This window comes from Pseudomonas sp. BS3782 TE3695, assembly GCF_050435305.1.
Taxonomy (GTDB): domain Bacteria; phylum Pseudomonadota; class Gammaproteobacteria; order Pseudomonadales; family Pseudomonadaceae; genus Aquipseudomonas.
Map to the genome: position 1 here is coordinate 3629540 of NZ_JBNDKB010000001.1, position 22824 is coordinate 3652363.

General features: G+C 60.5%; 21 protein-coding genes. 17 read left to right on the plus strand and 4 right to left on the minus strand.

Annotation, left to right across the window (positions count from 1 at the left end):
* Positions 1-34 precede the first annotated feature (34 nt).
* The 12 genes from ABH909_RS16455 (at position 35) to ABH909_RS16510 (ending at position 11649) form a co-directional block, all read left to right on the plus strand.
* A complete protein-coding gene (locus tag ABH909_RS16455) occupies positions 35-394 on the plus strand; it encodes a DUF6124 family protein (RefSeq protein ID WP_429434983.1) in 360 nt (119 codons plus the stop codon).
* A 360-nt stretch (positions 395-754) separates the two neighbouring features.
* Entirely contained in the window at positions 755-1366 is a 612-nt protein-coding gene (locus ABH909_RS16460) for a transposase (RefSeq protein WP_429434986.1), read from the plus strand.
* Positions 1367-1419: 53 nt separating this feature from the next.
* The gene (locus tag ABH909_RS16465; protein WP_429434989.1) at positions 1420-3015 is read left to right on the plus strand and encodes a ShlB/FhaC/HecB family hemolysin secretion/activation protein; all 1596 of its coding nucleotides are present in this window, start codon (positions 1420-1422) and stop codon (positions 3013-3015) included.
* Between the two features lie 19 nt (positions 3016-3034).
* Positions 3035-4843, plus strand: a complete 1809-nt coding sequence (locus tag ABH909_RS16470; protein ID WP_429434992.1) for a DUF2341 domain-containing protein — start codon at positions 3035-3037, stop codon at positions 4841-4843.
* Between the two features lie 11 nt (positions 4844-4854).
* Positions 4855-5280 (plus strand): ExbD/TolR family protein, encoded by a 426-nt coding sequence (locus ABH909_RS16475; protein ID WP_007901242.1) that lies wholly within the window; start codon positions 4855-4857, stop codon positions 5278-5280.
* 2 nt (positions 5281-5282) lie between these two features.
* Entirely contained in the window at positions 5283-5987 is a 705-nt protein-coding gene (locus tag ABH909_RS16480; protein ID WP_429434995.1) for an energy transducer TonB family protein, read from the plus strand.
* Between the two features lie 40 nt (positions 5988-6027).
* Positions 6028-7728, plus strand: coding sequence for a putative porin (locus ABH909_RS16485; RefSeq protein WP_429434998.1), 1701 nt, complete (start codon positions 6028-6030; stop codon positions 7726-7728).
* Positions 7729-7745: 17 nt separating this feature from the next.
* Positions 7746-8375 carry a DNA repair protein gene (locus ABH909_RS16490; RefSeq protein WP_429435000.1) on the plus strand — a complete coding sequence of 210 codons (630 nt, stop codon included), beginning with the start codon at positions 7746-7748 and terminating at the stop codon, positions 8373-8375.
* Positions 8376-8395: 20 nt separating this feature from the next.
* Positions 8396-8875: a YbjN domain-containing protein gene (locus ABH909_RS16495; RefSeq protein WP_429435003.1), complete on the plus strand. Its 480-nt coding sequence runs from the start codon at positions 8396-8398 to the stop codon at positions 8873-8875.
* Positions 8872-9813: a peptidylprolyl isomerase gene (locus ABH909_RS16500; RefSeq protein ID WP_429435006.1), complete on the plus strand. Its 942-nt coding sequence runs from the start codon at positions 8872-8874 to the stop codon at positions 9811-9813. The genes ABH909_RS16495 and ABH909_RS16500 overlap by 4 nt, the downstream gene beginning before the upstream one ends.
* Before the next feature lie 159 nt (positions 9814-9972).
* Complete coding sequence (locus tag ABH909_RS16505) at positions 9973-10953, plus strand: LysR substrate-binding domain-containing protein (RefSeq protein WP_429435008.1); 981 nt, start codon at positions 9973-9975, stop codon at positions 10951-10953.
* A 171-nt stretch (positions 10954-11124) separates the two neighbouring features.
* Positions 11125-11649 carry a GNAT family N-acetyltransferase gene (locus ABH909_RS16510; RefSeq protein WP_429435011.1) on the plus strand — a complete coding sequence of 175 codons (525 nt, stop codon included), beginning with the start codon at positions 11125-11127 and terminating at the stop codon, positions 11647-11649.
* A gap of 162 nt (positions 11650-11811) precedes the next feature.
* Here the strand turns inward: ABH909_RS16510 and ABH909_RS16515 are convergent, their stop codons facing one another.
* Positions 11812-12504 (minus strand): aspartate/glutamate racemase family protein, encoded by a 693-nt coding sequence (locus ABH909_RS16515; protein ID WP_429435014.1) that lies wholly within the window; start codon positions 12502-12504, stop codon positions 11812-11814.
* A gap of 210 nt (positions 12505-12714) precedes the next feature.
* On the opposite strand from ABH909_RS16515, the gene ABH909_RS16520 reads away from it, so the two are divergent.
* Positions 12715-13209: a hypothetical protein gene (locus ABH909_RS16520; protein ID WP_429435017.1), complete on the plus strand. Its 495-nt coding sequence runs from the start codon at positions 12715-12717 to the stop codon at positions 13207-13209.
* 137 nt (positions 13210-13346) lie between these two features.
* Here ABH909_RS16520 and ABH909_RS16525 read toward each other — a convergent pair whose 3' ends face one another.
* Entirely contained in the window at positions 13347-13568 is a 222-nt protein-coding gene (locus ABH909_RS16525; protein WP_429435019.1) for a cbb3-type cytochrome c oxidase subunit 3, read from the minus strand.
* A gap of 15 nt (positions 13569-13583) precedes the next feature.
* Positions 13584-15011 (minus strand): cytochrome-c oxidase, cbb3-type subunit I, encoded by a 1428-nt coding sequence (gene ccoN / locus ABH909_RS16530; protein ID WP_429435022.1) that lies wholly within the window; start codon positions 15009-15011, stop codon positions 13584-13586.
* 687 nt (positions 15012-15698) lie between these two features.
* On the opposite strand from ccoN, the gene ABH909_RS16535 reads away from it, so the two are divergent.
* Complete coding sequence (locus tag ABH909_RS16535) at positions 15699-16376, plus strand: DUF3313 domain-containing protein (protein WP_429435025.1); 678 nt, start codon at positions 15699-15701, stop codon at positions 16374-16376.
* 329 nt (positions 16377-16705) lie between these two features.
* Here ABH909_RS16535 and ABH909_RS16540 read toward each other — a convergent pair whose 3' ends face one another.
* Positions 16706-17131, minus strand: coding sequence for a YciI family protein (locus ABH909_RS16540; RefSeq protein WP_123496885.1), 426 nt, complete (start codon positions 17129-17131; stop codon positions 16706-16708).
* Between the two features lie 593 nt (positions 17132-17724).
* Between ABH909_RS16540 and tpx the strand changes: the two genes are divergently transcribed.
* From tpx to ABH909_RS16555, 3 genes are all read left to right on the plus strand, one after another.
* Positions 17725-18225 (plus strand): thiol peroxidase, encoded by a 501-nt coding sequence (gene tpx / locus ABH909_RS16545; protein WP_429435027.1) that lies wholly within the window; start codon positions 17725-17727, stop codon positions 18223-18225.
* 176 nt (positions 18226-18401) lie between these two features.
* Positions 18402-19718, plus strand: a complete 1317-nt coding sequence (locus tag ABH909_RS16550) for an MdtA/MuxA family multidrug efflux RND transporter periplasmic adaptor subunit (protein WP_429435030.1) — start codon at positions 18402-18404, stop codon at positions 19716-19718.
* Entirely contained in the window at positions 19715-22807 is a 3093-nt protein-coding gene (locus ABH909_RS16555; RefSeq protein ID WP_429435033.1) for an MdtB/MuxB family multidrug efflux RND transporter permease subunit, read from the plus strand. The genes ABH909_RS16550 and ABH909_RS16555 overlap by 4 nt, the downstream gene beginning before the upstream one ends.
* Positions 22808-22824: the final 17 nt, after the last annotated feature.

The following is a 22824-nucleotide window of genomic DNA, read 5'->3' on the forward strand; positions in this document are numbered from 1 at the left end:
GGTCTGCGGCTCCATTTATCAAGGAGTTTCATCTATGTTCAAACCAACACCCAACCCACCGGAAACCGATCCGGCATCCCCCTACGAATCCCTCGATTCGAAAAAGCTCAACGAAGCCGCCGATCGCGCCCTCGATTACTACCTCAAACCACCCATCCCCAAAGACACCAAGCGCAAACCCAGCACCATTTACCACGTCGGCCCCGAGGTCGATAACGAAACCCTGCTGGTCAACGCCTGCGAATCCCTGGCGTCAGCCAGCATGATGCTCAGCGAGTTCGCCGGATTGATGGACATGCCACATCGCAACATGATGCTGGGGATTCAATCGGTGGTCATGCTCGGGGAGCTGGCGGTGAACCGGGTGCTGGATAACCTCGACCCGCGAGGCTAGCGAAGAACCTGTGGCGAGGGAGCTTGCTCCCGCTGGGCTGCGTAGCGGCCCCAAAACCTGAGCATGCGGTGTCCTGATGGGGCCTGCGTAACCGGTTTTGCGGGCGCTGCGCACCCGAGCGGGAGCAAGCTCCCTCGCCACAACAGCGTGTTCGGCTTCATTTCTTCATGCGTAACTCCCCGCCACATCCTGCCCACCAGTCGCCCATCGTCAAAACACCCCACTTCCAAACCCCTGTAATGAAGCTTTTATGACAAAAGTTCGGTAGCACATCGCCATTCCGGTCATGCCTATGTAACGCGCTTGAGGGGGCCGCAGGGCCACTTTTCCAGCCGAGGGCGGGAAGCCGGGAGTGAGGCAATGGGGACTATGGAACGCTACTCGAAAGTGGGCATGCAAGAGCTCGATCAACGCTTGTCGAAGATCGTCGAAGCCGCGCGCAAGAAGCCGGTTTCGGTCTATCGCTACGGCGCACCGTGGGTCTGGATCGTGTCCCAGGATGACTGGCAGGGCGCCTTGAAAGAAGTGTCCAGCTACATCCCGCCGGGCCATTCACTGGTGTTGCTGCGCCCACAAATCGATGACCTGCTCCAAGAGCACCACGACATCCTGCACGGCCTCAATGTCGCGCCCGGCATGTTCATCGCCCCGCAAACGGTCATGCACATCCTGCTGCTGCAGTTGCTCTATTCGGTGCCCAGCGAGCAGCAACTCTACGAACAGCTCAATTACAACCTGCTGTTCCGCTGGTTCGTCGGCCTGGACCTGAACCAGAAGGTCTGGAGCTTCAACGTATTGAGCCGCGACATCGCCACGCTGCTGAACAACCCGCGGGCGGTGCAGCTGATCCAGAAAATCATTGGCGAAGTGTTCTGCGGTGCCTTGCTGCAAATGCCCGAGTTCTCCTTGAACTTCGCGCTGCTGCACACCTGGCTGGGCAAACACGCCGCGACGTCGACAACAAGCAATTGAGTGGGCCGAACGCTGGGCAAACAGCGACGGTCATTTCGAATTCAGGGGGTGGTGTGGAGCATCTTTTCAAGTCACGGCTGGCGCTGTGGGGCTGGCTGCTGGTGGCGGCCGGTGTGCAGCCGGTATTCGCCGACGAGACCGAAACCGCGGCGCCGACCAAACGGGTCGATGTGAACGAATACTTCGTGCGCGGTAATACCGTGCTCGACGCCCGGGCGATCGAAGAAGCGGTTTATCCGTTCCTCGGTCCGCAAAAGACCCTGAACGATATCGAAGGCGCCCGCGAAGCCTTGCAGAAGGTTTATCAGGCCCGTGGTTATCAGTCGGTGTTCGTCGAGTTGCCGGAGCAGAAGGTCGAGGACGGCATCGTTTATCTGCAGGTCAGCGAAACCAAAGTCGGCCGGGTGCGGGTGGTCGGTGCCAAACACTATTCGCCGGTGGACATTCGCGAAGACGTGCCGGCCCTCAAAGAAGGCGAAGTGCCGGACTTCAGTAAGGTCCAGGGCGAGCTGGCGCAACTCAACAAGACCCCGGGCCGGCAGGTGATGCCGCTGGTGCGTGAAGGGCAGCGCCCCGGCACCATGGACGTGGACTTGCAGGTCGAGGACCAGAACCCGTGGCAGGCCAGCGTCGGGCTGAACAACGATTACAGCGCCGACACCGAGAAACTGCGTGCCGTCACCAGCCTGGGTTACAACAACCTGTGGCAACTGGGCCACAGTATTTCACTGACCTATTTCACCGCGCCCCAAGACACCGAGAATGCCAAGGTCTGGTCCGGTTCCTACACCGCGCCATTGAACGAGCGTTGGAGCCTGCAACTGTCCGGTTATCAATCCGACAGCAACGTCGCGACCATCGGCGGCAGCAACGTGTTGGGCAAGGGCCACTCCTACGGGATCTCGGCGATTTACACGCTGCCGTCCAGCGGCAACTGGTCCAACTCGTTCTCGGCCGGCATCGACTTCAAGGACTTCGACGAGCGCCTGACCCTGGCCGGTGAAAGCGACAAGGTGCCGCTGCAATACGCACCGTTCACCTTCGCCTACAACGGCTTTCGCTACACCGAAAACTCCCAATTGGGTCTTGGCCTGAGTCTGGTCGCCGGCACCCGCAGCCTGTTCGGTTATGGCAGCTCCGACGAAGACTTCGACTACAAACGCTACCGCGCCAGCCCCAGCTTCGCCGTGCTCAAGGGCGACAGCAACTACACCTTCACCTTCGGCAACGACTGGCAGACCGCGAGCAAAGCCGCGTTCCAGCTGGCGTCCGGGCCGCTGGTTTCCAACGAGCAATTCTCGGCCGGCGGCGCGACCTCGGTGCGCGGTTATCTGGCCGCCGAGCGCACCGGTGACGACGGCTACCTGTTGTCCCAGGAGCTGCGCACGCCGTCCCTCGCCAAATACCTGGGCGCTTACGTCCAGGAATGGCGCTTCTACGCCTTCGCCGAAGGCGCCCAGTTGTACCTGCGTGACGAGCTCCCCGATCAGGACGCCGATTACGCCCTGGCCAGTGTCGGCCTGGGCACCCGCGCGAGCTTGAGCAAATGGCTATCCGGCAGCGTGGACTGGGGCTACCCGCTGCTCGAAGGGCCGAACACCTCGAAACAGGAATCGCGCCTGCACTTCAACCTGCAAGCGACGTTCTGAACCTACGGAGAAATTTTTCATGCAGCGCTTATTCATCGCTTTCCTGATCTGCCTGGGCTTCGTGCTCCCGGCCACTGCCCAGGCCTGGTGGCAGGACGACTGGCATTACCGCAAACAGATTTCGCTGGACACCACGCCCCAGGGCGCGGCGATCAACGAGACGCTGGGGCGCACAGCGCTATTGGTGCGCCTGCACACCGGCAACTTCACCTTCGACGGGGTCAAGGAAGACGGTTCGGACCTGCGCTTCGTCGCCGCCGATGACAAGACCGTGTTCAACCACCAGATCGAAAGCTTCGACCCACTGATGGGCATGGCACTGATCTGGGTCGATGTGCCTGTGATTACGGGCGGCCAGCGGCAGGACATCTGGATGTATTACGGCAACCAGAAAGCCCCGGCCACCGGCAACGGTCAGTTGACCTTCGACCCTAATTTCACCGCGCTCTATCACTTTGATGGCGCCAACGGCACACCGCCCAAGGACACCACGGCCTACGGCAACACCGCGCAAAGCGCTACCGGCGCGAGCATTGACGGCGTGATGGGGCGGGCCTTGCAGTTGAGTGGCCAGCCATTGCTGCTGCCGGCCAGCCCATCGCTGCAACACAACGCTGGCAGTGCGTTTACCTTCAGCGCCTGGTTGCGTCTGGATCAGGCCAATGGCGAACAAGTGGTGTTGGCAAGACGGGAAGGGGCGAACAGTCTGTTGCTGGGCCTGAACCAGGGCATGCCGTTCGTGGAGATCGACGGCCAACGCGCCGTGTCTACCCAACCGTTGAACCCCGGTCAATGGCAGCACCTGGCGTTGACCGCCGAAGGCAGCAAGGTTTCGCTGTATGTCAACGGCCGTGAAACCGCGAGCTTTGCGGTCGCGATGCCGGCGTTCAATTCGGTCATGGCCATCGGTGCCGACCTGCCGAGCGAAACCCCTGGCACGTATCTGCCCTTCAGCGGCGCCATCGATGAGTTGCGCCTGTCCAAAGTCGTCCGGCCTGCCGCGCAGTTGCTGGCAGACGCCAACGCCCAGGGCGCCGAGTCGAAACTGCTGGCTTACGGCGTCGATGAAGAACAGTCGGGTTACGGCTTCGGCAGCCTCGGTTTTCTGCTCAACGCCGTGCCGATGGACGCCTGGGTGATCATCGCGGTGCTGGTGCTGATGATGTTCCAGTCGTGGGTCATCATGATCCGCAAGAACCGCATGGTCAGCCGCCTCAGCGCCGCCAACGAAGCATTCCGCGAGCAGTTCGCCACGGTTGGTACGCGTCTGGAAATGTTCGCCGACGATCAGGACCTCGCCCAGCGTTTGCAGCATTCGTCCTTGTGGCGCCTGTATCAAGTGGCGGTCAAGGAAATCCGCACCCGCCGCGAGCAGGGCGCCGACACCTCATCGGTGTCGGCCGCGACCATCGAAGCGATTCGCTGCTCCATGGACGGCGTGCGCACCCGCGAGAATCAGGCGCTCAGCTCAAAACTCTCGACCCTGTCCAACGCTATCGCCGGCGGCCCGTACATCGGCCTGCTCGGCACGGTGCTGGGGATCATGGTGGTGTTTCTCGGCACGGCCATGGCCGGTGACGTCAACATCAACGCCATCGCCCCGGGCATGGCCGCTGCCTTGCTGGCCACGGCCATGGGCCTGTTCGTCGCGATCCCGGCGCTGTTTGGCTACAACCGGCTGATCACCCGCAACAAGGAAGTCAGCGCCGACATGCGCGTTTTCGTCGATGAGTTCATCACCCGTCTGGCGGAGATGCACGGCGAAAGCCAGTCCAGTGAAGCGGCCCATCGCCGCGGCAACCACACCCACGCATCGGTCCCGGCCTGAGGAGCACTGACATGGCTAGCGTCAATACCTCCCACGACGATGACGATGATGCCGCGGTGGACAGCATCAACATCACGCCCCTGGTGGACGTGCTGATGGTGGTGCTGGTGATGTTCATCCTCACCGCCACCGCCCAGGTTTCCGGCATTCAGATCAACCTGCCCAAGGCCAGTGCCTCGGTGTCGCTGTCCGAGGCCAAGACCAAGGCGATCTCGGTCAACGATGGCGGCCAGGTGTTTCTCGATGCCTACCCGGTGACTTTGGCGGAGCTCGAAGACCGCTTGCGCATTGAAAAGGCGCAGAACCCTGACTTCCCGGTGATCGTGCGCGGCGACGCCACGGTGCAGTACCAGAAAGTCATCGAAGTGCTGGACTTGTTGCGCCGGCTGGAACTGTCCCAGGTCGGTCTCGTCACCGGCAAACCGACCCAGGGCTGACCATGACCGCACAACTCCCCATCCGCCCGTCGCCCGTCAAGCCGTCGTCCCTGCGCTTTGTGAAGTGGGGCGCCGGGTTACTGATCGCCGGCGTGGCCGCGTGGTTTCTCTGGCAGTGGGCCAACGACATGAGTGGCGTACGCCGGGAAGCCCCGAAGGTGCCGACGATTATTCCGTTGCCGCCACCGCCACCTCCGCCGCCGGAAAAACCGCCGGAGCCGCAACCCCCCCTGGAAGAAAAAATGGTCGAGCCTGAACCGACGCCGGAACCGGAGCAGGTCAAGCCCGAAGAAGAGGCGCCGCCATCGCCCGCCGATGACCTGGCCAACCCGATGCAAATGGACGGCGACGCCCAGGCTGGCAGCGACGCCTTCAACGTCGGCGCCCGCAAGGGCGGCGGCATGGCCGGTGCCGGAGGCGGGCGCCTGGGCAATGGCACGTACAGCCAGTTTTTGGCGTTCACCTTTCAGCGTTTGCTGCGGGAAAACCCGGACCTGCGCAACCTGGCTTTTTCGCTGCAGACCGACGTCTGGCTGAGCAGCGTGGGCGAGATCACCCGGGTCGAGCTGGTGAAGTCCAGCGGCAACCCGGACGTCGACGCCCAGGTGCTCGTCGCGTTGCGCGGCGCACCGCATTTAACCGAACGGCCACCGGCCTCCATGACCTTGCCTGTGCGCTTGTCCCTGCAAGGGCGGCGTCCGGGTTAACCGAACATTTTCAGGTTTTGCCAAAAGGAGTTGTGTGCAGATGATTTCCAACGTGAATCGATTGTCCCTGGCGGTCGGCATGGTCATTGCGACCCTGGTCGGGCACGCAGCGGCAGCCCCTGCGCCCTCGGAAAACGCCACGATCAATCTGATCCGCTTGCTGGTGCAGCAGGGTGTGTTGAAGCAGGAACAAGCCGACGGGCTGATCGCTCAGGCGGAAAGAGAAGCGGTGCAGGCGCGTCAGGCCAGCACGGCGGTCGCTGCCGTCCCTGCCGGCCCGGCGGCTGCGCCGGGTGACGTGCGGGTGCAATATGTGCCGGCCGCGGTGCGCGATCAGATCCGCGATCAGGTCAAGGCCGAAGTCATGGCCACCGCCAAGCAGGAAAACTGGGCCCAGCCCAATACCTTCCCGGACTGGGTCTCGCGCATCAGCTTCGACGGCGACATTCGCCTGCGCGACGAGTCGCGCTATTACTCGGGCACCAACAGCAACGAAATCGTCGACTTTGCCAAACTCAATAACAACGGCCCGTACGACGTGAACCCCAACAGCAGCACCAACCTGCCGCCGTTGCTCAACACCCGCGAAGATCGCGAAAACCTGTTCCGCCTGCGGGCGCGCCTGGGCATGAAAGCAGTGATCTCACCGGAATGGACCGCCGGCATCCGCATCGGCACCGGTTCGGACAACAACCCGGTGTCCACCACCCAGACCCTCGGCGGCGGTTTCGGCAAAAAAGATATCTGGCTCGATCAGGGTTACCTGACCTGGAAACCGTCCGATCAGTTGACGTTGACTGGCGGGCGAATCGCCAATCCGTTCTTCTCCACCGACATGCTCTATTCCACCGACCTGAACTTCGACGGCGTGGCGGCGATTTTCGACCATAAGCTCAACCGCGATTGGGGCTTGTTCGGCACCGTCGGCGCATTCCCGGTGGAGTACACCAACGACACCAGCAGCAGCAACGGTTTTGACAAGGAAGAGAGCGACAACAAATGGCTGTATGGCGCGCAGATCGGCGCCAATTGGGCGATAAACAACAACAACCGTCTGAAAGGCGCCTTGGCCTATTACCGTTTCGACGACATCGAAGGCCAGCGCTCCAGCCCTTGTGAACCTTGGGCCGGCGCACCAGGCTGCGACAGCGACGGCAGCCGCTCGGCGTTCATGCAGAAGGGCAACAGTGTGTTCCTGCTGCGCGACATCACGCCCAACCCGCTCAACCCGGCCGCCACGCCGCAACCGCAATTCGTTGGCCTGGCCTCGGAATTCAATCTGCTGGACCTCAACCTGGTGTGGGACACCGATCTGCCGGAAGACTTCAAGCTGCGCAGCCAGGGCAATTACGTGCACAACCTCGGTTACGACGAAGGCGAAATGCGCAAACGCTCGGCCGGGCAGATCGTCAACAACCTCGACAGCGATGGTGAGCTGGAAAGCGGCGCCAATGCCTGGATGGTCCAGTTTACCCTCGGCAACTCGCTGGACTTGAAGAACCAGGGCGACTGGAATTTCTTCGCCGGCTACAAGTACATCCAGCCGGACGCCTTGCCGGACGGTTTCAACGATTCGTCGTTCCACCTCGGCGGCACCAATGCCAAGGGCTATTTCCTCGGTGGCAACTACGGCCTGGCCAAGAATGTCTTCGCCACCGGTCGCTGGTTGAGTTCCGAAGCGGTGTACGGCGCACCGTTCGATATCGACGTCTTGCAGCTTGAAATCAATACGCGCTTCTAAGGCGCAGGGAGAGCGTCATGAACACGAAAATCCTGCTGTTTGCCCTAGGGTTGCTACTGACTCAAGGGGCGAGCGCCGAAGGGATGGAGGAACGTTTGCGCACTCAACTGCGCAGCACCACCCAGCAGTTGCAGGCCCTGCAAAGCCAGCAGGCTCAGGCCAGCGCTGCGCAAGTGGCGGCCGAGAGTCAGGCCAAGGCCGCGCAGGCGCAAATCAAGCAACTGACGGCGGAATTGGCCAAGGTCAAAGGCGTGGCCGAACAACTGGCCGGCCAGCACGACAGCCTGCAAAACCAGGCCCAGGCGCAAGCAGCGGCCAGCAGCGAGCAAGTCAGCAAGTTCAAGAAGGCTTACGAAGAACTGTTGGTGATGGCTCGGGGCAAAGAAGCCGAACGCGCCCGGCTCGAGACGCAACTGGCTGAACGTGACACACAAATGCAGCAATGTTCAGTCAAGAATCAACAGATGTACGGCGTGGCCAAGGAGATCCTCGCGGCCTACGAAAAGATCGACGTCGCCGAGGTGATGAAAATCCGCCAACCGTTCGCAGGCGCTGCCAGGGTCAAGTTCGAAGAACTGGCCCAGGGCTTTGGCGACGAACTCTACAAGACGCAATTCGACGCGCCCCAGGCCGCGCTCGCTCATTGAATGACAGGGAAGACTTTCACATGACTCAATTGATCAGCCACGTATCGCCACAATCCCTCACCGACGTGCTGCAAGCCGCCGGTTACCGGGTCAATCAAACCGAACAGAACGGCATCGTGCAATTGCTCAGCGCCAGCCAGGGCATCGGCTACGCGGTGCGTTTCGGCAATCCGGCGGCCGAGCCGGGCCGCTACGTCGACTTCACCTTCAGCTGCGCCTTGCGGGTGCAGGGCGAGTTGCCGGCCGGATTGGCGGAACTGTGGAACGCGTCGCGACGCTTTGCCCGGTTGTCGGTGCAGGGCGAGTTTCTGGTGATGGAGATGGACGTGGTGGTCGCCGCCGGGGTGAGCGACGATCACCTGCGGGGCAACCTTGAACTGTGGGATCGCTTGCTTCAGGAGTTCATCGTTTACCTGCGTGAATACAGCCAGAACGCTGCGCAGTTGCAGGCCCAGGCTGAAACCGCCGAGGCCCCTGCGCAAGAGGTGTCAGCCCTGTGAAAAAACGCACAGTAGTGGCCGGCGCCGGTGCGTTGGCCGTGTTGGTGGTTGCCGTTGCGTTGGGCTTGCGTCCGGGCAATGACCCGGTCGCGGCGCAGCAGCCGGCGCCATTGGTAACGAATGAGCCTGCGGTCGCGCGCCTGGGCAATCAGCAGGTCGCCGCCGAAGAACTCAAAGCACTGCTCGCCACCTTGCCGACGGAGGCTGGCGAACAACTTCGGGCCAATCGCGGGGCGCTGGAAAGCTGGATTCGCTCGCGCCTGGCCGAAAAAGCCGTGCTCGAACAGGCCGACGCCCAAGGCTGGCGTCAGCGCCCGGAAGTCGAGCGGCAAACCCGCGCCGCCACCGAGCAGATCGTCTTTCGCGACTACTTGCAGTCGGTCAGTCAGGTGCCGGCCGATTACCCCAGTGCCGCCGAATTGCAGCAGGCGTATGAGGCCGGCAAGGCAGGTTGGGTGACGCCGCCGATGTACCGGGTCAGTCAGATTTTCCTCGGCGTGGCCGATCCACAGACACTCGAAACAGTGCGCAAGCAAGCGCTCGAACTGAGCAAAAAAGTCCAGGCGGCGCCGACGGAATTTGCGGCGTTGGCGAGTCAGTATTCACAGGACCGCGCCAGCGCCGAACGGGGCGGCGACACGGGATTGCAACCTTTGCAGCAACTGATGCCGGAAGTCCGTGGCGTGGTGGCGCGACTCAAGGTCGGCGCGGTGTCGGAGCCGGTGCAGAGCGCGGCGGGTTTTCATGTGATCAAACTCACCGAGCAGCAACTGGCGCGCACCGCGACGCTGGAAGAACTGCGCGAACGCCTGACCCAGGCCTTGCGTGCCCAGCGTCAGGAACAGATCGCCAAGGCTTATCTGGAAGGCATGCTCAATACGGCGACGTTGAGTATTGATGGTGCCGAGCTCAACAAAGTGCTGGAGGAAAAACGCTAATTTTCCCGTTTACAGCGATCCAGTGTGGGAGCGGGCTTGCTCGCGAAGAGGCCTTCATAGGCAACATTTCCATTGAATGTGCCGACGCCTTCGAGAGCAAGCCCGCTCCCCACGGGGATGTGTGGAATACCTAAAACAAAGATCGACAGGGAGTCATCGATGTCATTCATAGAACCCACAGGACGTCAGGGTGTTGTCGAATACCGATCCCCGCAGGAGCCATCCACGTCCTGGCTGACACGGGCCGCAGGGATTGATGCCGAGGTCGCGCAATACTTTCTGGTCAGCGCCCGTTGCGGCTGTTTCATGCAGGCCGCGCGCAGCCTCAATGTGCGGGCGACCCTGCTGCGCAAGCACTTGGCGCAGCTGGAAGATCAGCTGCAACGTTCGCTGTTCAAGTTCCAGGGCAGCGCGCTGACCTTGAGTCGTGACGGGCAGCAGTTGCAAGCGCAGTTGATTGCGCTGGTGCACGAGCGCAAGTTGCCGGTGATCGAACAGCCGTTGATTCGCCTGGCCGTGGCCGAGTCGATCCTGCACGACATCCTCGGCCGAGATCTGATCTCACTGTTGCGGCGCAACGCCAGTGTGCGCCTGGACATCATTTCCCTGGACAGCGAACTGTCGCTGCGAGCGATCAGCGCCGATGTGGTGGTGTGGCTGGGGGGCACCGATTCGCCGTTGCCAGGTCCCAGTTTCGCCATCAGCGAGCCCCAGCGTCTGGCACAGCTGGACTATCTGCCACACATCGCCAAACGCTATTCACGGGTCGCGGCGCGGCCGGACAGCCTGGGTGACCTGGCTGATTTCATGCTGGTGCAATGGCAGCACGACCGCCATGTCAGCGCTTTTGGCCCGTGGAACAGCCTGGTGGAGCAGCGTCTGGCGGGGGTGGTGCAACTGCATGCCTATGAGCTGATGCTGGAGATGATCCGCTGCAGCGCCTGCATCGGTCTGCTCCCGCATTACATGAGCCAATTCGACCGGGGGCTGGTGGCGTTGCCCGGGCTCTTCAAGCAGCCGATGCAGCGCCAGGTGTGGATGGCAGTCAATGCCGATTCCCGGGATGACGGTGAGGTGCAGAGCATCGTCGAACTGATCCACAACACCTTCAACGAGCGGCGGGAGTGGTTCGAGAGTTGACGACTAACAAATGTGGGAGCGGGCTTGCTCGCGAAGGCGGTGTGTCAGGCAACATTGATGTCGACTGACACACCGCCTTCGCGAGCAAGCCCGCTCCCACAAGGTTCTCGCCATACCGAAAGTATGCGTTATAGAGTAGGCAGCCATGCACGCATCAAGGACGAAACATTCATGCCCGCCGACTCTGTCATTACCCTCGAACGCTTCAGCGAATCCCACATCGAGGGCATCACCGCGCTCTACAACGATCCCGCCGTGGCCCGGCAGGTGCTGCAAATGCCGTTTCAGTCCACCGAGGTCTGGCGCCAACGCCTGATGGCGGACAACGAGCGGGCGATGAAACTGGTGGCGCTGCACCAGGGATCGGTCATCGGCCACATTGGCCTGGAACAGTTTTCGCGGATCCGCCGCAGCCACGCCGGTAGCTTCGGCATGGGTGTCGCTGTGGCTTGGCAGGGCAAGGGTGTCGGCTCGAAATTGCTGGCGGCGGCGCTGGACGTCGCCGACAACTGGATGAATCTGCAACGGGTCGAACTTTCGGTGTACGCCGACAACGAAGCGGCCATCAGCCTGTACCGCAAATTCGGTTTCGAGACCGAAGGCCTGTTTCGCGATTACGCCGTGCGTGACGGTCGACTGGTCGATACCCTGAGCATGGCGCGCCTGCGTCGCACCCCCGAGGCCCAGTTTCGGTAAGTCAAGGCGCAGAACCTGTGGGAGCGTGGCTTGCCCGCGAAGAATTCATCGCGGTTTTTCAGGTATTACGCGTTATCGTTCTTCGCGGGCAAGCCACGCTCCCACAGGATATTCGTCGCTCAAATTTCTTGACTTACCGGCATTAGGCCAAAGCCGATTGAGTCAGTCACCCAACGCAAACGCCACCGCCGCCTGCGCATGCAGTTCGGTGGTGTCGAGCAAGGGCAGGGCGCTGTGCTCGGGTTTGATCAGCAGGCCGATTTCGGTACAGCCGAGGATAATCGCCTGCGCGCCACGCTCGGTCAGCGACTCGATCACCCGTTGATAAACCTGACGTGACGCCTCGCTGATCACCCCGACGCACAACTCGTCATAGATGATCCGGTGCACGGCCAGACGTTCATCAGCCTCCGGTACCAGCACCGTCAGGCCCTTGGCCGTCAGACGTGCCTTGAGAAAGTCTTGCTCCATGGTGAACGCAGTGCCCAGCAAACCCACGCGCAGCGCACCGGTGTCCAGTGCCGCCTGACCCGCCGGATCGGCAATGTGCAGGAACGGAATATCGATCGCTGCCTGAATCTGCCCGGCCACCTTGTGCATGGTGTTGGTACACAGCACCACGCACTCGGCGCCACCCGCCTGCAGACGCTGGGCCGCATCCACCAGAATCGCCGCCGCGTCGTCCCAGCGCCCGGCATGCTGGGCCTGTTCGACCGGGCCGAAATCGACGCTGTACATCAGCAGTTTCGCCGAACGCAACGGCCCGAGGCGATCGCGTACCTGCTGATTGATGAGACGGTAATATTCGGCGCTGGACTCCCAGCTCATGCCGCCGATAAGGCCGATGGTGCGCATGTTGTGCTCCTGTGAATGGCAAACCCTTGCGAGAGCGGTCTTTGTTCGAGGATATCCCGTGAGCTACTTGGCAATCTATCAGGAAATTTCAAATGCCCACCTCGGCATGACCCCAAGCCAATACCGTTCACGCTTTTAGTCGTACGCCTGTGGCGCGCATCTGCCATGCTCAAAGTCCGCAGCAACGCTTCAACCAAAGGGAACACAGCAATGGACGATGTACAGCAACTGGGCGAGATGCTTCGCCACTACGCAGAAAGCGAAGCGCACAAGAAGCAACTGTTTGAGTCGCAATCGGCCGTGTGGGCGACGCGCATTGGTGAGTTGTTCGACCAGATCCAGCAGTGGCTGGCACCGGTCCTGACGCCGAATTTGCTGGAAGTGAGTCGCGAGGCGTATGTCGCGTCCGGGCCGAGCGTGCCGCTTGAGACGTCGACATTCAAGACCGAGAAACTGTCCATTGTGATCGCCGGGAAACCGGTGGAGTTCGTGCCGGACGTGATGGGCGCGGGTGGGCAGATTTCCCTGGCCGTGATGGGCTTGACCGCCGCGCGTTATGGCAGCATTTCGCTGGTGTGCCTGCCACCCTCCAGCAATTGGCAATGGCGCAAGACCAATGGCTTGAAAGACCCGGACACCTTTGCCTTCGATGCGAACTTCCTGGCGCAGCAACTGCAGAGCCTGATTCCTCGCGAACGCGGCTGAAGCGTGTTATTGGTGACCAACACATAACCACTGTGGGAGCGGGCTTGCTCGCGAAGAGGGAGTGTCAATCGGCATCAATGTTGCCTGACACACCGTCTTCGCGAGCAAGCCCGCTCCCACAGTGGATGGGGTGTGCCTCAGATTTCGAGGTTGCCCCAACCGGGCTTCACCTCTTGCGGCGCGACCGCATTCACTTTCTTGCCCGTCGCCAATTCCACCCGCCGCGCCACCTCCGGATCATCGGCGAATGGAATCAGGCTGGCATCGTCCAGGCTCTCGGCCGTCTGCTGTTTCAGGCTGTACTCGACCGCCAGCCAAAGCCCCAGAACACCCAATAGATTCAACCCTGTCTCGATCATGTCAGGCTCCTTGCCTCAGGCAATCTGCGCTTCAAGTTCGGCCATTTTCACGTCCGCTACCCGCACCGTGCGCCAGGTGTTGTAGGCCATCAGCAACATGCCGCTGAGGAAAAACACTCCGCCGACAAAACGCACCACAAACCCCGGATGACTGGCCTGCAAGGCTTCGACGAAGGAGTAGGTCAGCGTGCCGTCGTCGTTGATCGCGCGCCACATCAAACCCTGGGTGATGCCGTTGACCCACATGGACGCGATGTACAGCACGGTGCCGATGGTCGCGAGCCAAAAGTGCGCGTTGATCAGGCCGATGCTGTGCATCTGCGAGCGGCCGAAGACTTTCGGGACCATGTGGTAGATGGCGCCGAAGGTAATCATCGCCACCCAGCCCAAGGCCCCGGCATGCACGTGGCCGATGGTCCAGTCGGTGTAGTGGGAGAGGGCGTTCACGGTTTTGATCGCCATCATCGGCCCTTCAAAGGTCGACATGCCGTAGAAGGCCAGTGACAGCACCAGAAAGCGCAGGATCGGGTCGGTGCGCAACTTATGCCAGGCGCCCGAGAGCGTCATCATGCCGTTGATCATGCCGCCCCAACTCGGCGCCAGCAGAATCAGCGACATCGCCATGCCCAGCGACTGCGCCCAATCCGGCAGCGCGGTGTAGTGCAGATGGTGCGGGCCGGCCCAGATGTACAGGGTAATCAGCGCCCAGAAATGCACGATCGACAAGCGATAGGAATACACCGGCCGGCTGACCTGTTTCGGCACGAAGTAATACATCATTCCAAGGAAGCCGGTGGTCAGGAAGAACCCCACCGCATTGTGCCCGTACCACCACTGCACCATGGCGTCGGTGGCCCCGGAATACACCGGATACGACTTGAACCAGTCCACCGGGATCGACAGGTGATTGACCACGTGCAGCATGGCGATCACCACGATGAATGCGCCGAAAAACCAGTTGCCGACGTAGATGTGTTTGGTCTTGCGTTGCACCACCGTGGTGAAGAACACGATGGCGTAAGCGACCCAGACCAACGTCATCCACACCGCGCCGGAGAATTCGATTTCGGCGTATTCCTTGGTGGTGGTGTAGCCCAGCGGCAGGCTGATCAGCATCACCACGATCACCGATTGCCAGCCCCAGAAGGTGAATGCGGCGAGTTTGTCGGAAAACAGCCGCACCTGGCAGGTGCGTTGCACCGCGTAGTAACTGGCGGCGAATTGGGCGCTACCGGCAAAGCCGAAAATCACCAGGCTGGTGTGCAGCGGACGCAAGCGGCCGAAGGTGGTCCACGGCAGGTCGAGGTTCATCTCGGGCCATACCAGTTGCGAGGCGATCCACACCCCCATCGCCATCCCGACAATGCCCCAGACGATGGTTGCCACGACGAATTGGCGAACGACCTTGTAGTTATAGGCCTGTCCGATTGTTGCTGTGCTCATGGTCAGTTCTTCCACGGTTGCAAAGACTTGCCAGGCCACCCGGTCTGGCATGCCATGAACTGTAGAAACCCTGCCGCAAACAAAACAGGCTCAGAAAAACCGAGTTTATGCGGATCAGATGCGATGCAAGCCTGCGGCCATAGGCCGCGCTCCTGATACGGTTTCCTCGTGTTTGGCTGAATCTGTAACGTACAGCGCGGCCCGTGGCGAGGGGGCTTGCCCCCGTTGTGCGGCGAAGCAGCCCCAGAATCTCTGGTGTGCCAAAGATTTTGTGAGTGCGGCGCACTCAAACGGGGGCAAGCCCCCTCGCCACAAGGTTCTTCCTGGCTGGTTTTTCTGCTTGGGCCACTGGTGGCATTTTGGTAGAGTTCGCGCCTTTTAGGAGTCGGCAAAGAAAGGAGTCTGGTTTGAGCGTGGGGCAAGAAGGTTTTAGGGCTTTTCGCGTTGCTGCTGATGGCGGCCCTGTGGGGCAGTTACTTTTATGTGTTCAAAGAGAACCGTAACGGCCAGCTCGGGGAGACGGTCCTGCAGGCACGAGGCTTGCCCGCGGAAGGGGCCTTTAAAGCATTCAACGGCCGTAACAATAGATGAATATTGTATGTATCGATAACAAAATGCCCAGTATTGGCTATACCTTTAATTCCCATATGCCATATTGTTGCCGGCCTTCTGACAGGAGTTACAAGCATGAAGCTTGCGTTAATGATGAGCACCCTGTGCATTGCCTCTATCGGAGTGGTGGGTTGCTCCAGCAAAGTCGTCGAGCCAGACCAGTATTCCGGCTTTCTCAAGGACTACAGTCAGCTGAAGGAGGCCAAGTCGCCATCGGGCGCCGTGGTGATGCGCTGGATGGACCCCAAGCTCGATATCAATAAATTCACCAGCGTTTATATCGAGCCATCTCAGCTTTATCCTAAACCGCAACCGACGGTGAAAATTCCTCAGGCCACCCTGAACGGCATCACCAGTTACTACGATCAGGCACTTAAACGCGAAATAGGCAGATCCCTGCCACTGGCCAGTGGTCCTGGCCCTGGCGTGATGGTGGTGCGTGCGGCGATCACCGCCGTCAGCAGCAAGACCGAAGGCCTCAAGCCTTATGAAGTCATCCCGATTGCCCTTGTGGCAGCGGCAGTCAGCACGGCCACCGGCATTCGAGACCAGGAAACCGATCTGGCCACCGAAGCTGTGTTTCTCGATGGCGGCAACAATAAAGTCCTTGCCCAGGTCGTACGCAAGGGCACCGGCAAACCGTTGGAAAACTCAGATCAAGTGATGAAGCCCAATGACGTGAAAAACGTGATCGATGGTTGGGCGTCGGACCTGCATCAGTCGTATTTGAAACTCAAGTCCACGTCCAAATAATGCGGCGGGGCTGACAATCCCGATACCCCGCGTAGGAGCTGCCGAAGGCTGCGATCTTTTGATCTTGCTCTTCGGCAACTTCAAAAAAGAAAAATCAAAAGATCGCAGGCTGCGCCAGCTCCTACAGGGGTTGAGGTACACCCGTTATCTCACGGTCGCACGCTATCAATGTAGGAGCTGCCGAAGGCTGCGATCTTTTGATCTTGCTTTTGCGGCCCCCGGAAAGAGCAAAATCAAAAGATCGCAGCCTTCGGCAGCTCCTACAGTGCATCAAGCGGCGCCAGGTGCATCAGAAGTGCATCAGGTATGTCAGGTACATCAGTTTTGCTTCAATGCTTCTTCGCCTGCGCACGTACTCGTTCTTCCTGCTCGCGCAACTGCGGTGTGAACTCGGCCCCGAAGTCTTCGGCCTCGTACACCTGACGAATTTCGATCTCGGCCTCTGTGCCCGGCATCGGGTTGGGGCAACGCTTGACCCACTCGATCGCTTCCTCTTTCGACTTCACCTGCCACAACCAATAGCCAGCGATCAGCTCCTTGGTTTCGGCAAACGGGCCGTCGATCACCGTACGCTCGTCACCCGAAAAACGGACGCGGGCGCCTTTACTGCTGGGCTGCAGGCCGTCGCAATCGATGAGGATACCGGCCTTGGCCAGTTCCTCGTTGAAATTGCCCATCGCGGCCATCAGTTCTTCGCTAGGCATTACACCCGCCTCGGAATCCGGGCTGGCTTTCACAATGATCATGAATCGCATGGTTTTATCTCCGCTGTTTTTGAGTGACTCACTGTCTAGTCGAATGACCATGGACCAAATCGACAACGCGGCCCTAGGAAAATCGCTGCAAACCTTGTGCTACCCCATATCCCTGTAGGAGCTGCCGAAGGCTGCGATCTTTTGATCTTGCTTTTGCGGTGCCTGGAAAGAGCAAGATCAAAAGATCGCAGCCTTCGGCAGCTCCTCCACGGGATAGGTAGGATTTTAGCGTGATGGTAGTCTGCCAATCCCCTGGCCGATGGGATGCCATCATTCATGCCCGTTCTGGAACTCACCACCCTGATCCATCGGGGGCTCTCGATTCCAGGGCATGGTCAGGCAGCTCCTGACCGTATTTCATACCTGTAAACGATGCCTCCGGTTTAAAACGTAAAGGATGTCTCCGGTTTCTACCCGAGCAAGCCCGCTCCCACAGGGGGGGCGCTGCTTGTAAGCTTTGCTGAAGCGTTTGTATCCAGTTTTGTGCGACGACATATCACAATTTGTATCTGGGCATAGGTCGTCGGGCGATTTCGTGGTTAACTTCGGCCTCGTCAAAATTCTCTACACCAACGTTCAGAAGGACTCCGTTCATGGCTCAAGTCACTCTTAAAGGCAACCCGGTTCAAGTCAACGGCCAATTGCCACAAGCCGGTTCCCAGGCGCCAGCCTTTACCCTGGTTGCCGGCAATCTGTCGGATGTATCCCTGAAGGATTTCGCCGGCAAGCGCAAAGTGCTGAACATCTTCCCAAGTATCGACACCCCGACCTGCGCCACTTCGGTTCGCAAGTTCAACGCCCAGGCCAACGACGTCGCCAACACCGTCGTGCTGTGCATCTCCGCTGACCTGCCGTTCGCCCAGGCTCGTTTCTGCGGCGCCGAAGGTCTGGAAAACGTCCAGAACCTGTCGACCCTGCGCGGTGCCGAGTTCATCGAGAACTACGGCGTGGCGATTGCCGATGGCCCACTCAAAGGCCTGACCGCCCGTGCCGTTGTGGTACTGGACGAAAACGACAAGGTCCTGCACAGCGAACTGGTCAAGGAAATCGCTGAAGAGCCGAACTACGAAGCTGCTCTCGCAGCTCTGAAATAAGCATACCGTTACTATTGTTAACGGCCTGGCCCTGTCCAGGCCGTTTTCATTTGTGCTTCAGCGTCTTAGATAAATCTTCTGTTACGTAAGCCAAAGGTAAATTGCCGGTAAAGGCGCTTTGCTTCAGACCCGCCAGTGCTTATCGTTCAGCCTCATGTAAAAAGCCCACGCGCCCAATGGTTGATCACTCAATGCAATCCTCCGCTTCCCGTAGTCCCCGTCGCTGGCTGTTTGGCCTGTTTGTCCTGTTGGTCATCGCCGCTCTGTGCTGGAAATTCTGGCCCGGCGGCGCTGCGCCGAAAGAAGGCGCAGGGCAGAAAGCCGTTGCCGGGCAAACCGGCAGGTCGGGAGGGATGCGTCCGGGGTTCGGCGGGGCGTCCGGTCCGGTCCCGGTGCGTGTGGCGCCGGCGGTCCAAGGCGATTTCCCGCTGTATTACAAGGCGCTGGGCACCGTGACCGCGCTGAACACCATCAATGTGCGCAGCCGGGTGGGCGGCGAACTGATCAAGATTTCGTTCGAAGAAGGGCAAATGGTCAAGGCGGGCGACCTGCTGGCCGAGATCGATCCGCGTCCTTACCAGAACGCCTTGCTCCAGGCTGAAGGCACCTTGCTGCAGAATCAGGCACAACTGAAGAATGCCCAAGTCGATGTCGAGCGCTATCGCGGCCTGTACCGCGAAGACAGTATCGCCAAGCAAACCCTGGACACCGCCGAAGCACTGGTCGCCCAGTACCAGGGCACGGTCAAGACCAATCAGGCGGCGGTCAACGACGCCAAGCTCAATTTGGAATTCACTAAAATTCGCGCGCCGATCGCCGGGCGTGTGGGCTTGCGTCAACTGGACGTCGGCAACCTCGTGGCGGCCAACGACACCACGGCGCTGGTGATTATTACCCAGACCCAACCGATCAGCGTCGCATTCACCTTGCCGGAAAACAGCCTGGACACCGTGCTGGCCCGCTATCGCACCGGTGCCAGGCTGACCGCCGAAGCCTGGGACCGTGGTGATACCAAATTGCAGGCCACTGGCGTGTTGCAGAGCCTGGACAACCAGATCGACGTCACCACCGGCACCCTGAAATTCAAGGCCCGCTACGAGAACCGCGATCAAGCGCTGTTCCCCAACCAGTTCGTCAACGTCCACTTGCTGGCCGACACCCTCAAAGGCGTGGTGCTTGCGCCCTCGGCGGCGATCCAGTTCGGCACGAACGGGACGTTCGTTTATGCCATGGATGGCGACAAGAAGGTCACCATCCGCCAGTTGAAAGTCGGCGCCAGTGACGGTGACAACACGGTGATCACCGAAGGCCTGGCCGCTGGTGATCGGGTGGTACTGGAAGGCACCGACCGCCTGAAGGAAGGTAGCGAAGTGGAGGTCGTCAACGACAGCAAGGATGTGCCGGCGACTCCGACCGAGCACTTGCAAGGCAAATCGGCGGCCGATGCGACTGAACCTGCGACCACCGACAAGGCGAAAAAGGGCGGCGCATGAACATCTCGCGGCTGTTCATCCTTCGCCCGGTCGCCACGACCCTGAGCATGCTGGCGATTATTCTGGCCGGTGTGATCGCTTATCGGCTGCTGCCGGTGTCGGCATTGCCTCAGGTGGATTACCCGACCATTCGCGTCATGACGCTCTATCCCGGCGCCAGCCCGGATGTCATGACCAGCGCCGTGACTGCGCCGCTGGAGCGTCAGTTCGGGCAGATGCCCGGCCTGACCCAGATGGCATCCACCAGTTCTGGCGGCGCCTCGGTGCTGACCCTGCGGTTCAGCCTCGACATCAACATGGACGTCGCCGAACAGCAGGTGCAGGCCGCAATCAACGCCGCGACCAATCTGCTGCCCAAGGATTTGCCGGCACCACCGGTGTACAACAAGGTCAATCCGGCGGACACCCCGGTGCTGACCCTGGCGATCACCTCCAAAACCATGCTGTTGCCCAAACTCAATGATCTGGTCGACACCCGCATGGCGCAGAAAATCGCCCAGATCAGCGGCGTCGGCATGGTCAGTATTGCCGGTGGCCAGCGTCAGGCGGTGCGCATCAAGGTCAACCCCGAGGCTCTTGCGGCCAACGGCCTGAACCTGTCGGACGTGCGCACGTTGATCGGTGCCTCCAACGTCAATCAGCCCAAGGGCAATTTTGATGGCCCGACCCGGGTGTCGATGCTCGACGCCAACGACCAACTGACGTCACCCAAGGACTACGCTAACCTGATCCTCGCCTACAGCAACGGCGCGCCGTTGCGGCTCAAGGACGTGGCAGAGATCGTCGACGGTGCCGAGAACGAACGTCTGGCGGCATGGGCCAATGAAAACCAGGCTGTGCTGCTGAACATCCAGCGCCAGCCCGGCGCCAACGTCATCGAAGTGGTCGACCGGATCAAGGCCTTGCTGCCGAGCATCACCGACAACCTGCCGGCCGGCCTCGAAGTCACAGTACTCACCGACCGCACCCAAACCATCCGCGCCTCGGTCACCGACGTGCAACATGAACTGCTGATCGCCATCGCGCTGGTGGTGATGGTCACGTTCCTGTTTCTGCGGCGGGCCAGCGCCACGATCATTCCGTCGGTGGCGGTGCCACTGTCATTGATCGGCACCTTCGGCGTGATGTACCTCGCAGGCTTTTCGGTCAATAACCTGACCCTGATGGCGTTGACCATCGCCACCGGTTTTGTGGTGGACGATGCGATCGTCATGCTGGAGAACATTTCACGATACATCGAAGAGGGCGACAGCCCGCTGCAAGCGGCGCTCAAGGGCGCCAAGCAGATTGGCTTCACCCTGATTTCCCTGACGCTGTCGCTGATTGCGGTGCTGATTCCACTGCTGTTCATGGCCGACGTGGTGGGGCGCTTGTTCCGCGAGTTCGCCATCACGTTGGCAGTGGCGATCCTGATTTCACTTGTGGTGTCCCTGACCCTGACGCCAATGATGTGCGCGCGGCTGCTCAAGCGTGAGCCCAAGGCAGCGGAGCAGGGCCGGTTTTACCGCTCCAGTGGCGCCGCAATTGACTGGATGATCGAGGCTTACGGGCGCAAGTTAAAGTGGGTTCTCAAGCACCAGCCGCTGACACTGATGGTGGCCATCGGCACGCTGGCATTGACCGTCTTCCTGTACATGGTGGTGCCCAAGGGTTTCTTCCCGGTGCAGGACACCGGGGTGATCCAGGGTATCTCCGAGGCGCCGCAGTCGATTTCCTTTGCGGCGATGAGCGAGCGGCAGCAGGAACTGGCCAAGGTGATTCTGGCCGATCCGGCGGTGGAGAGCCTGTCGTCCTATATCGGAGTCGACGGTGACAACTCGACGCTGAACAGTGGCCGGCTGCTGATCAACCTCAAATCCCACAGCGAGCGCAACCTGAATGCGACTGAAGTGATTGCGCGTCTGCAACCGGAACTGGACAAGCTGATCGGCATTCGCCTGTTCATGCAGCCGGTGCAGGACCTGACGATCGAAGATCGGGTCAGCCGCACGCAGTACCAGTTCAGCATGTCCTCGCCGGATTCCGAATTACTCAGCCTATGGAGCGGGCGTCTGGTAGAAGCGCTTGCCCAACGGCCGGAGCTGACCGACGTCGCCAGTGATTTGCAGGACAAGGGCTTGCAGGTGTATCTGGTGATCGACCGTGATGCGGCGTCGCGTGTCGGCGTATCGGTGTCGAACATCACCGACGCACTGTACGACGCCTTCGGTCAGCGGCAGATTTCCACCATTTACACCCAGGCCAGCCAATACCGCGTGGTGCTGCAATCGCAGTCCGGCGAGAAAATCGGCCCGGATGCGCTGAACCAGATTCACGTCAAGACCACCGATGGCGGTCAGGTGCGCCTGTCCAGCCTGGCGCATATCGAGGAACGTCAGGCGCAACTGGCGATCACTCACATCGGCCAGTTCCCGGCGGTGATGATGTCCTTCAACCTGGCGCCAGGCGTGGCACTGGGACATGCGGTCGAGATCATCGATCAGGTGCAGAAAGACATCGGCATGCCGATTGGCGTGCAGACCCAGTTCCAGGGCGCGGCCGAAGCGTTCCAGGCGTCGCTGTCGAGCACCTTGCTGCTGATCCTGGCGGCGGTGGTGACCATGTACATCGTGCTCGGCGTGCTTTACGAGAGCTACATCCACCCGATCACCATTCTCTCGACCTTGCCCTCGGCGGCGGTCGGAGCGTTGCTGGCGTTGCTGTTGAGCGGCAATGACCTGGGGATGATCGCGATCATCGGCATCATTTTGCTGATCGGCATCGTGAAAAAGAACGCGATCATGATGATCGACTTCGCCCTCGAGGCGGAACGCAATCAGGGCATGGACCCGGAAACGGCGATCTATCAGGCCGCGCTGCTGCGCTTCCGGCCGATTCTGATGACCACCCTGGCAGCATTGTTCGGCGCGGTGCCGCTGATGCTGGCCACCGGTTCCGGCGCGGAACTGCGCCAGCCGTTGGGTCTGGTGATGGTGGGTGGCTTGCTGGTGAGCCAGATTTTGACGCTTTTCACAACGCCGGTTATTTACCTGGCTTTCGATCGGTTGGGGCGGCGTTGGGCGAAATCCGGCGCGGGAGAGGCCGTGTGAGGTGCGTCGTGAACGCA

Bases quoted from the DNA above. Each gene is read 5' to 3' on its own strand.
- ABH909_RS16455 (WP_429434983.1), top strand. From the start codon at position 35: ATGTTCAAACCAACACCCAACCCACCGGAAACCGATCCGGCATCCCCC.
- ABH909_RS16460 (WP_429434986.1), top strand. From the start codon at position 755: ATGGGGACTATGGAACGCTACTCGAAAGTGGGCATGCAAGAGCTCGAT.
- ABH909_RS16470 (WP_429434992.1), top strand. From the start codon at position 3,035: ATGCAGCGCTTATTCATCGCTTTCCTGATCTGCCTGGGCTTCGTGCTC.
- ABH909_RS16475 (WP_007901242.1), top strand. From the start codon at position 4,855: ATGGCTAGCGTCAATACCTCCCACGACGATGACGATGATGCCGCGGTG.
- ABH909_RS16480 (WP_429434995.1), top strand. From the start codon at position 5,283: ATGACCGCACAACTCCCCATCCGCCCGTCGCCCGTCAAGCCGTCGTCC.
- ABH909_RS16485 (WP_429434998.1), top strand. From the start codon at position 6,028: ATGATTTCCAACGTGAATCGATTGTCCCTGGCGGTCGGCATGGTCATT.
- ABH909_RS16490 (WP_429435000.1), top strand. From the start codon at position 7,746: ATGAACACGAAAATCCTGCTGTTTGCCCTAGGGTTGCTACTGACTCAA.
- ABH909_RS16495 (WP_429435003.1), top strand. From the start codon at position 8,396: ATGACTCAATTGATCAGCCACGTATCGCCACAATCCCTCACCGACGTG.
- ABH909_RS16505 (WP_429435008.1), top strand. From the start codon at position 9,973: ATGTCATTCATAGAACCCACAGGACGTCAGGGTGTTGTCGAATACCGA.
- ABH909_RS16510 (WP_429435011.1), top strand. From the start codon at position 11,125: ATGCCCGCCGACTCTGTCATTACCCTCGAACGCTTCAGCGAATCCCAC.
- ABH909_RS16515 (WP_429435014.1), bottom strand. From the start codon at position 12,504: ATGCGCACCATCGGCCTTATCGGCGGCATGAGCTGGGAGTCCAGCGCC.
- ABH909_RS16520 (WP_429435017.1), top strand. From the start codon at position 12,715: ATGGACGATGTACAGCAACTGGGCGAGATGCTTCGCCACTACGCAGAA.
- ABH909_RS16525 (WP_429435019.1), bottom strand. From the start codon at position 13,568: ATGATCGAGACAGGGTTGAATCTATTGGGTGTTCTGGGGCTTTGGCTG.
- ccoN (WP_429435022.1), bottom strand. From the start codon at position 15,011: ATGAGCACAGCAACAATCGGACAGGCCTATAACTACAAGGTCGTTCGC.
- ABH909_RS16535 (WP_429435025.1), top strand. From the start codon at position 15,699: ATGAAGCTTGCGTTAATGATGAGCACCCTGTGCATTGCCTCTATCGGA.
- ABH909_RS16540 (WP_123496885.1), bottom strand. From the start codon at position 17,131: ATGCGATTCATGATCATTGTGAAAGCCAGCCCGGATTCCGAGGCGGGT.
- tpx (WP_429435027.1), top strand. From the start codon at position 17,725: ATGGCTCAAGTCACTCTTAAAGGCAACCCGGTTCAAGTCAACGGCCAA.
- ABH909_RS16550 (WP_429435030.1), top strand. From the start codon at position 18,402: ATGGTTGATCACTCAATGCAATCCTCCGCTTCCCGTAGTCCCCGTCGC.
- ABH909_RS16555 (WP_429435033.1), top strand. From the start codon at position 19,715: ATGAACATCTCGCGGCTGTTCATCCTTCGCCCGGTCGCCACGACCCTG.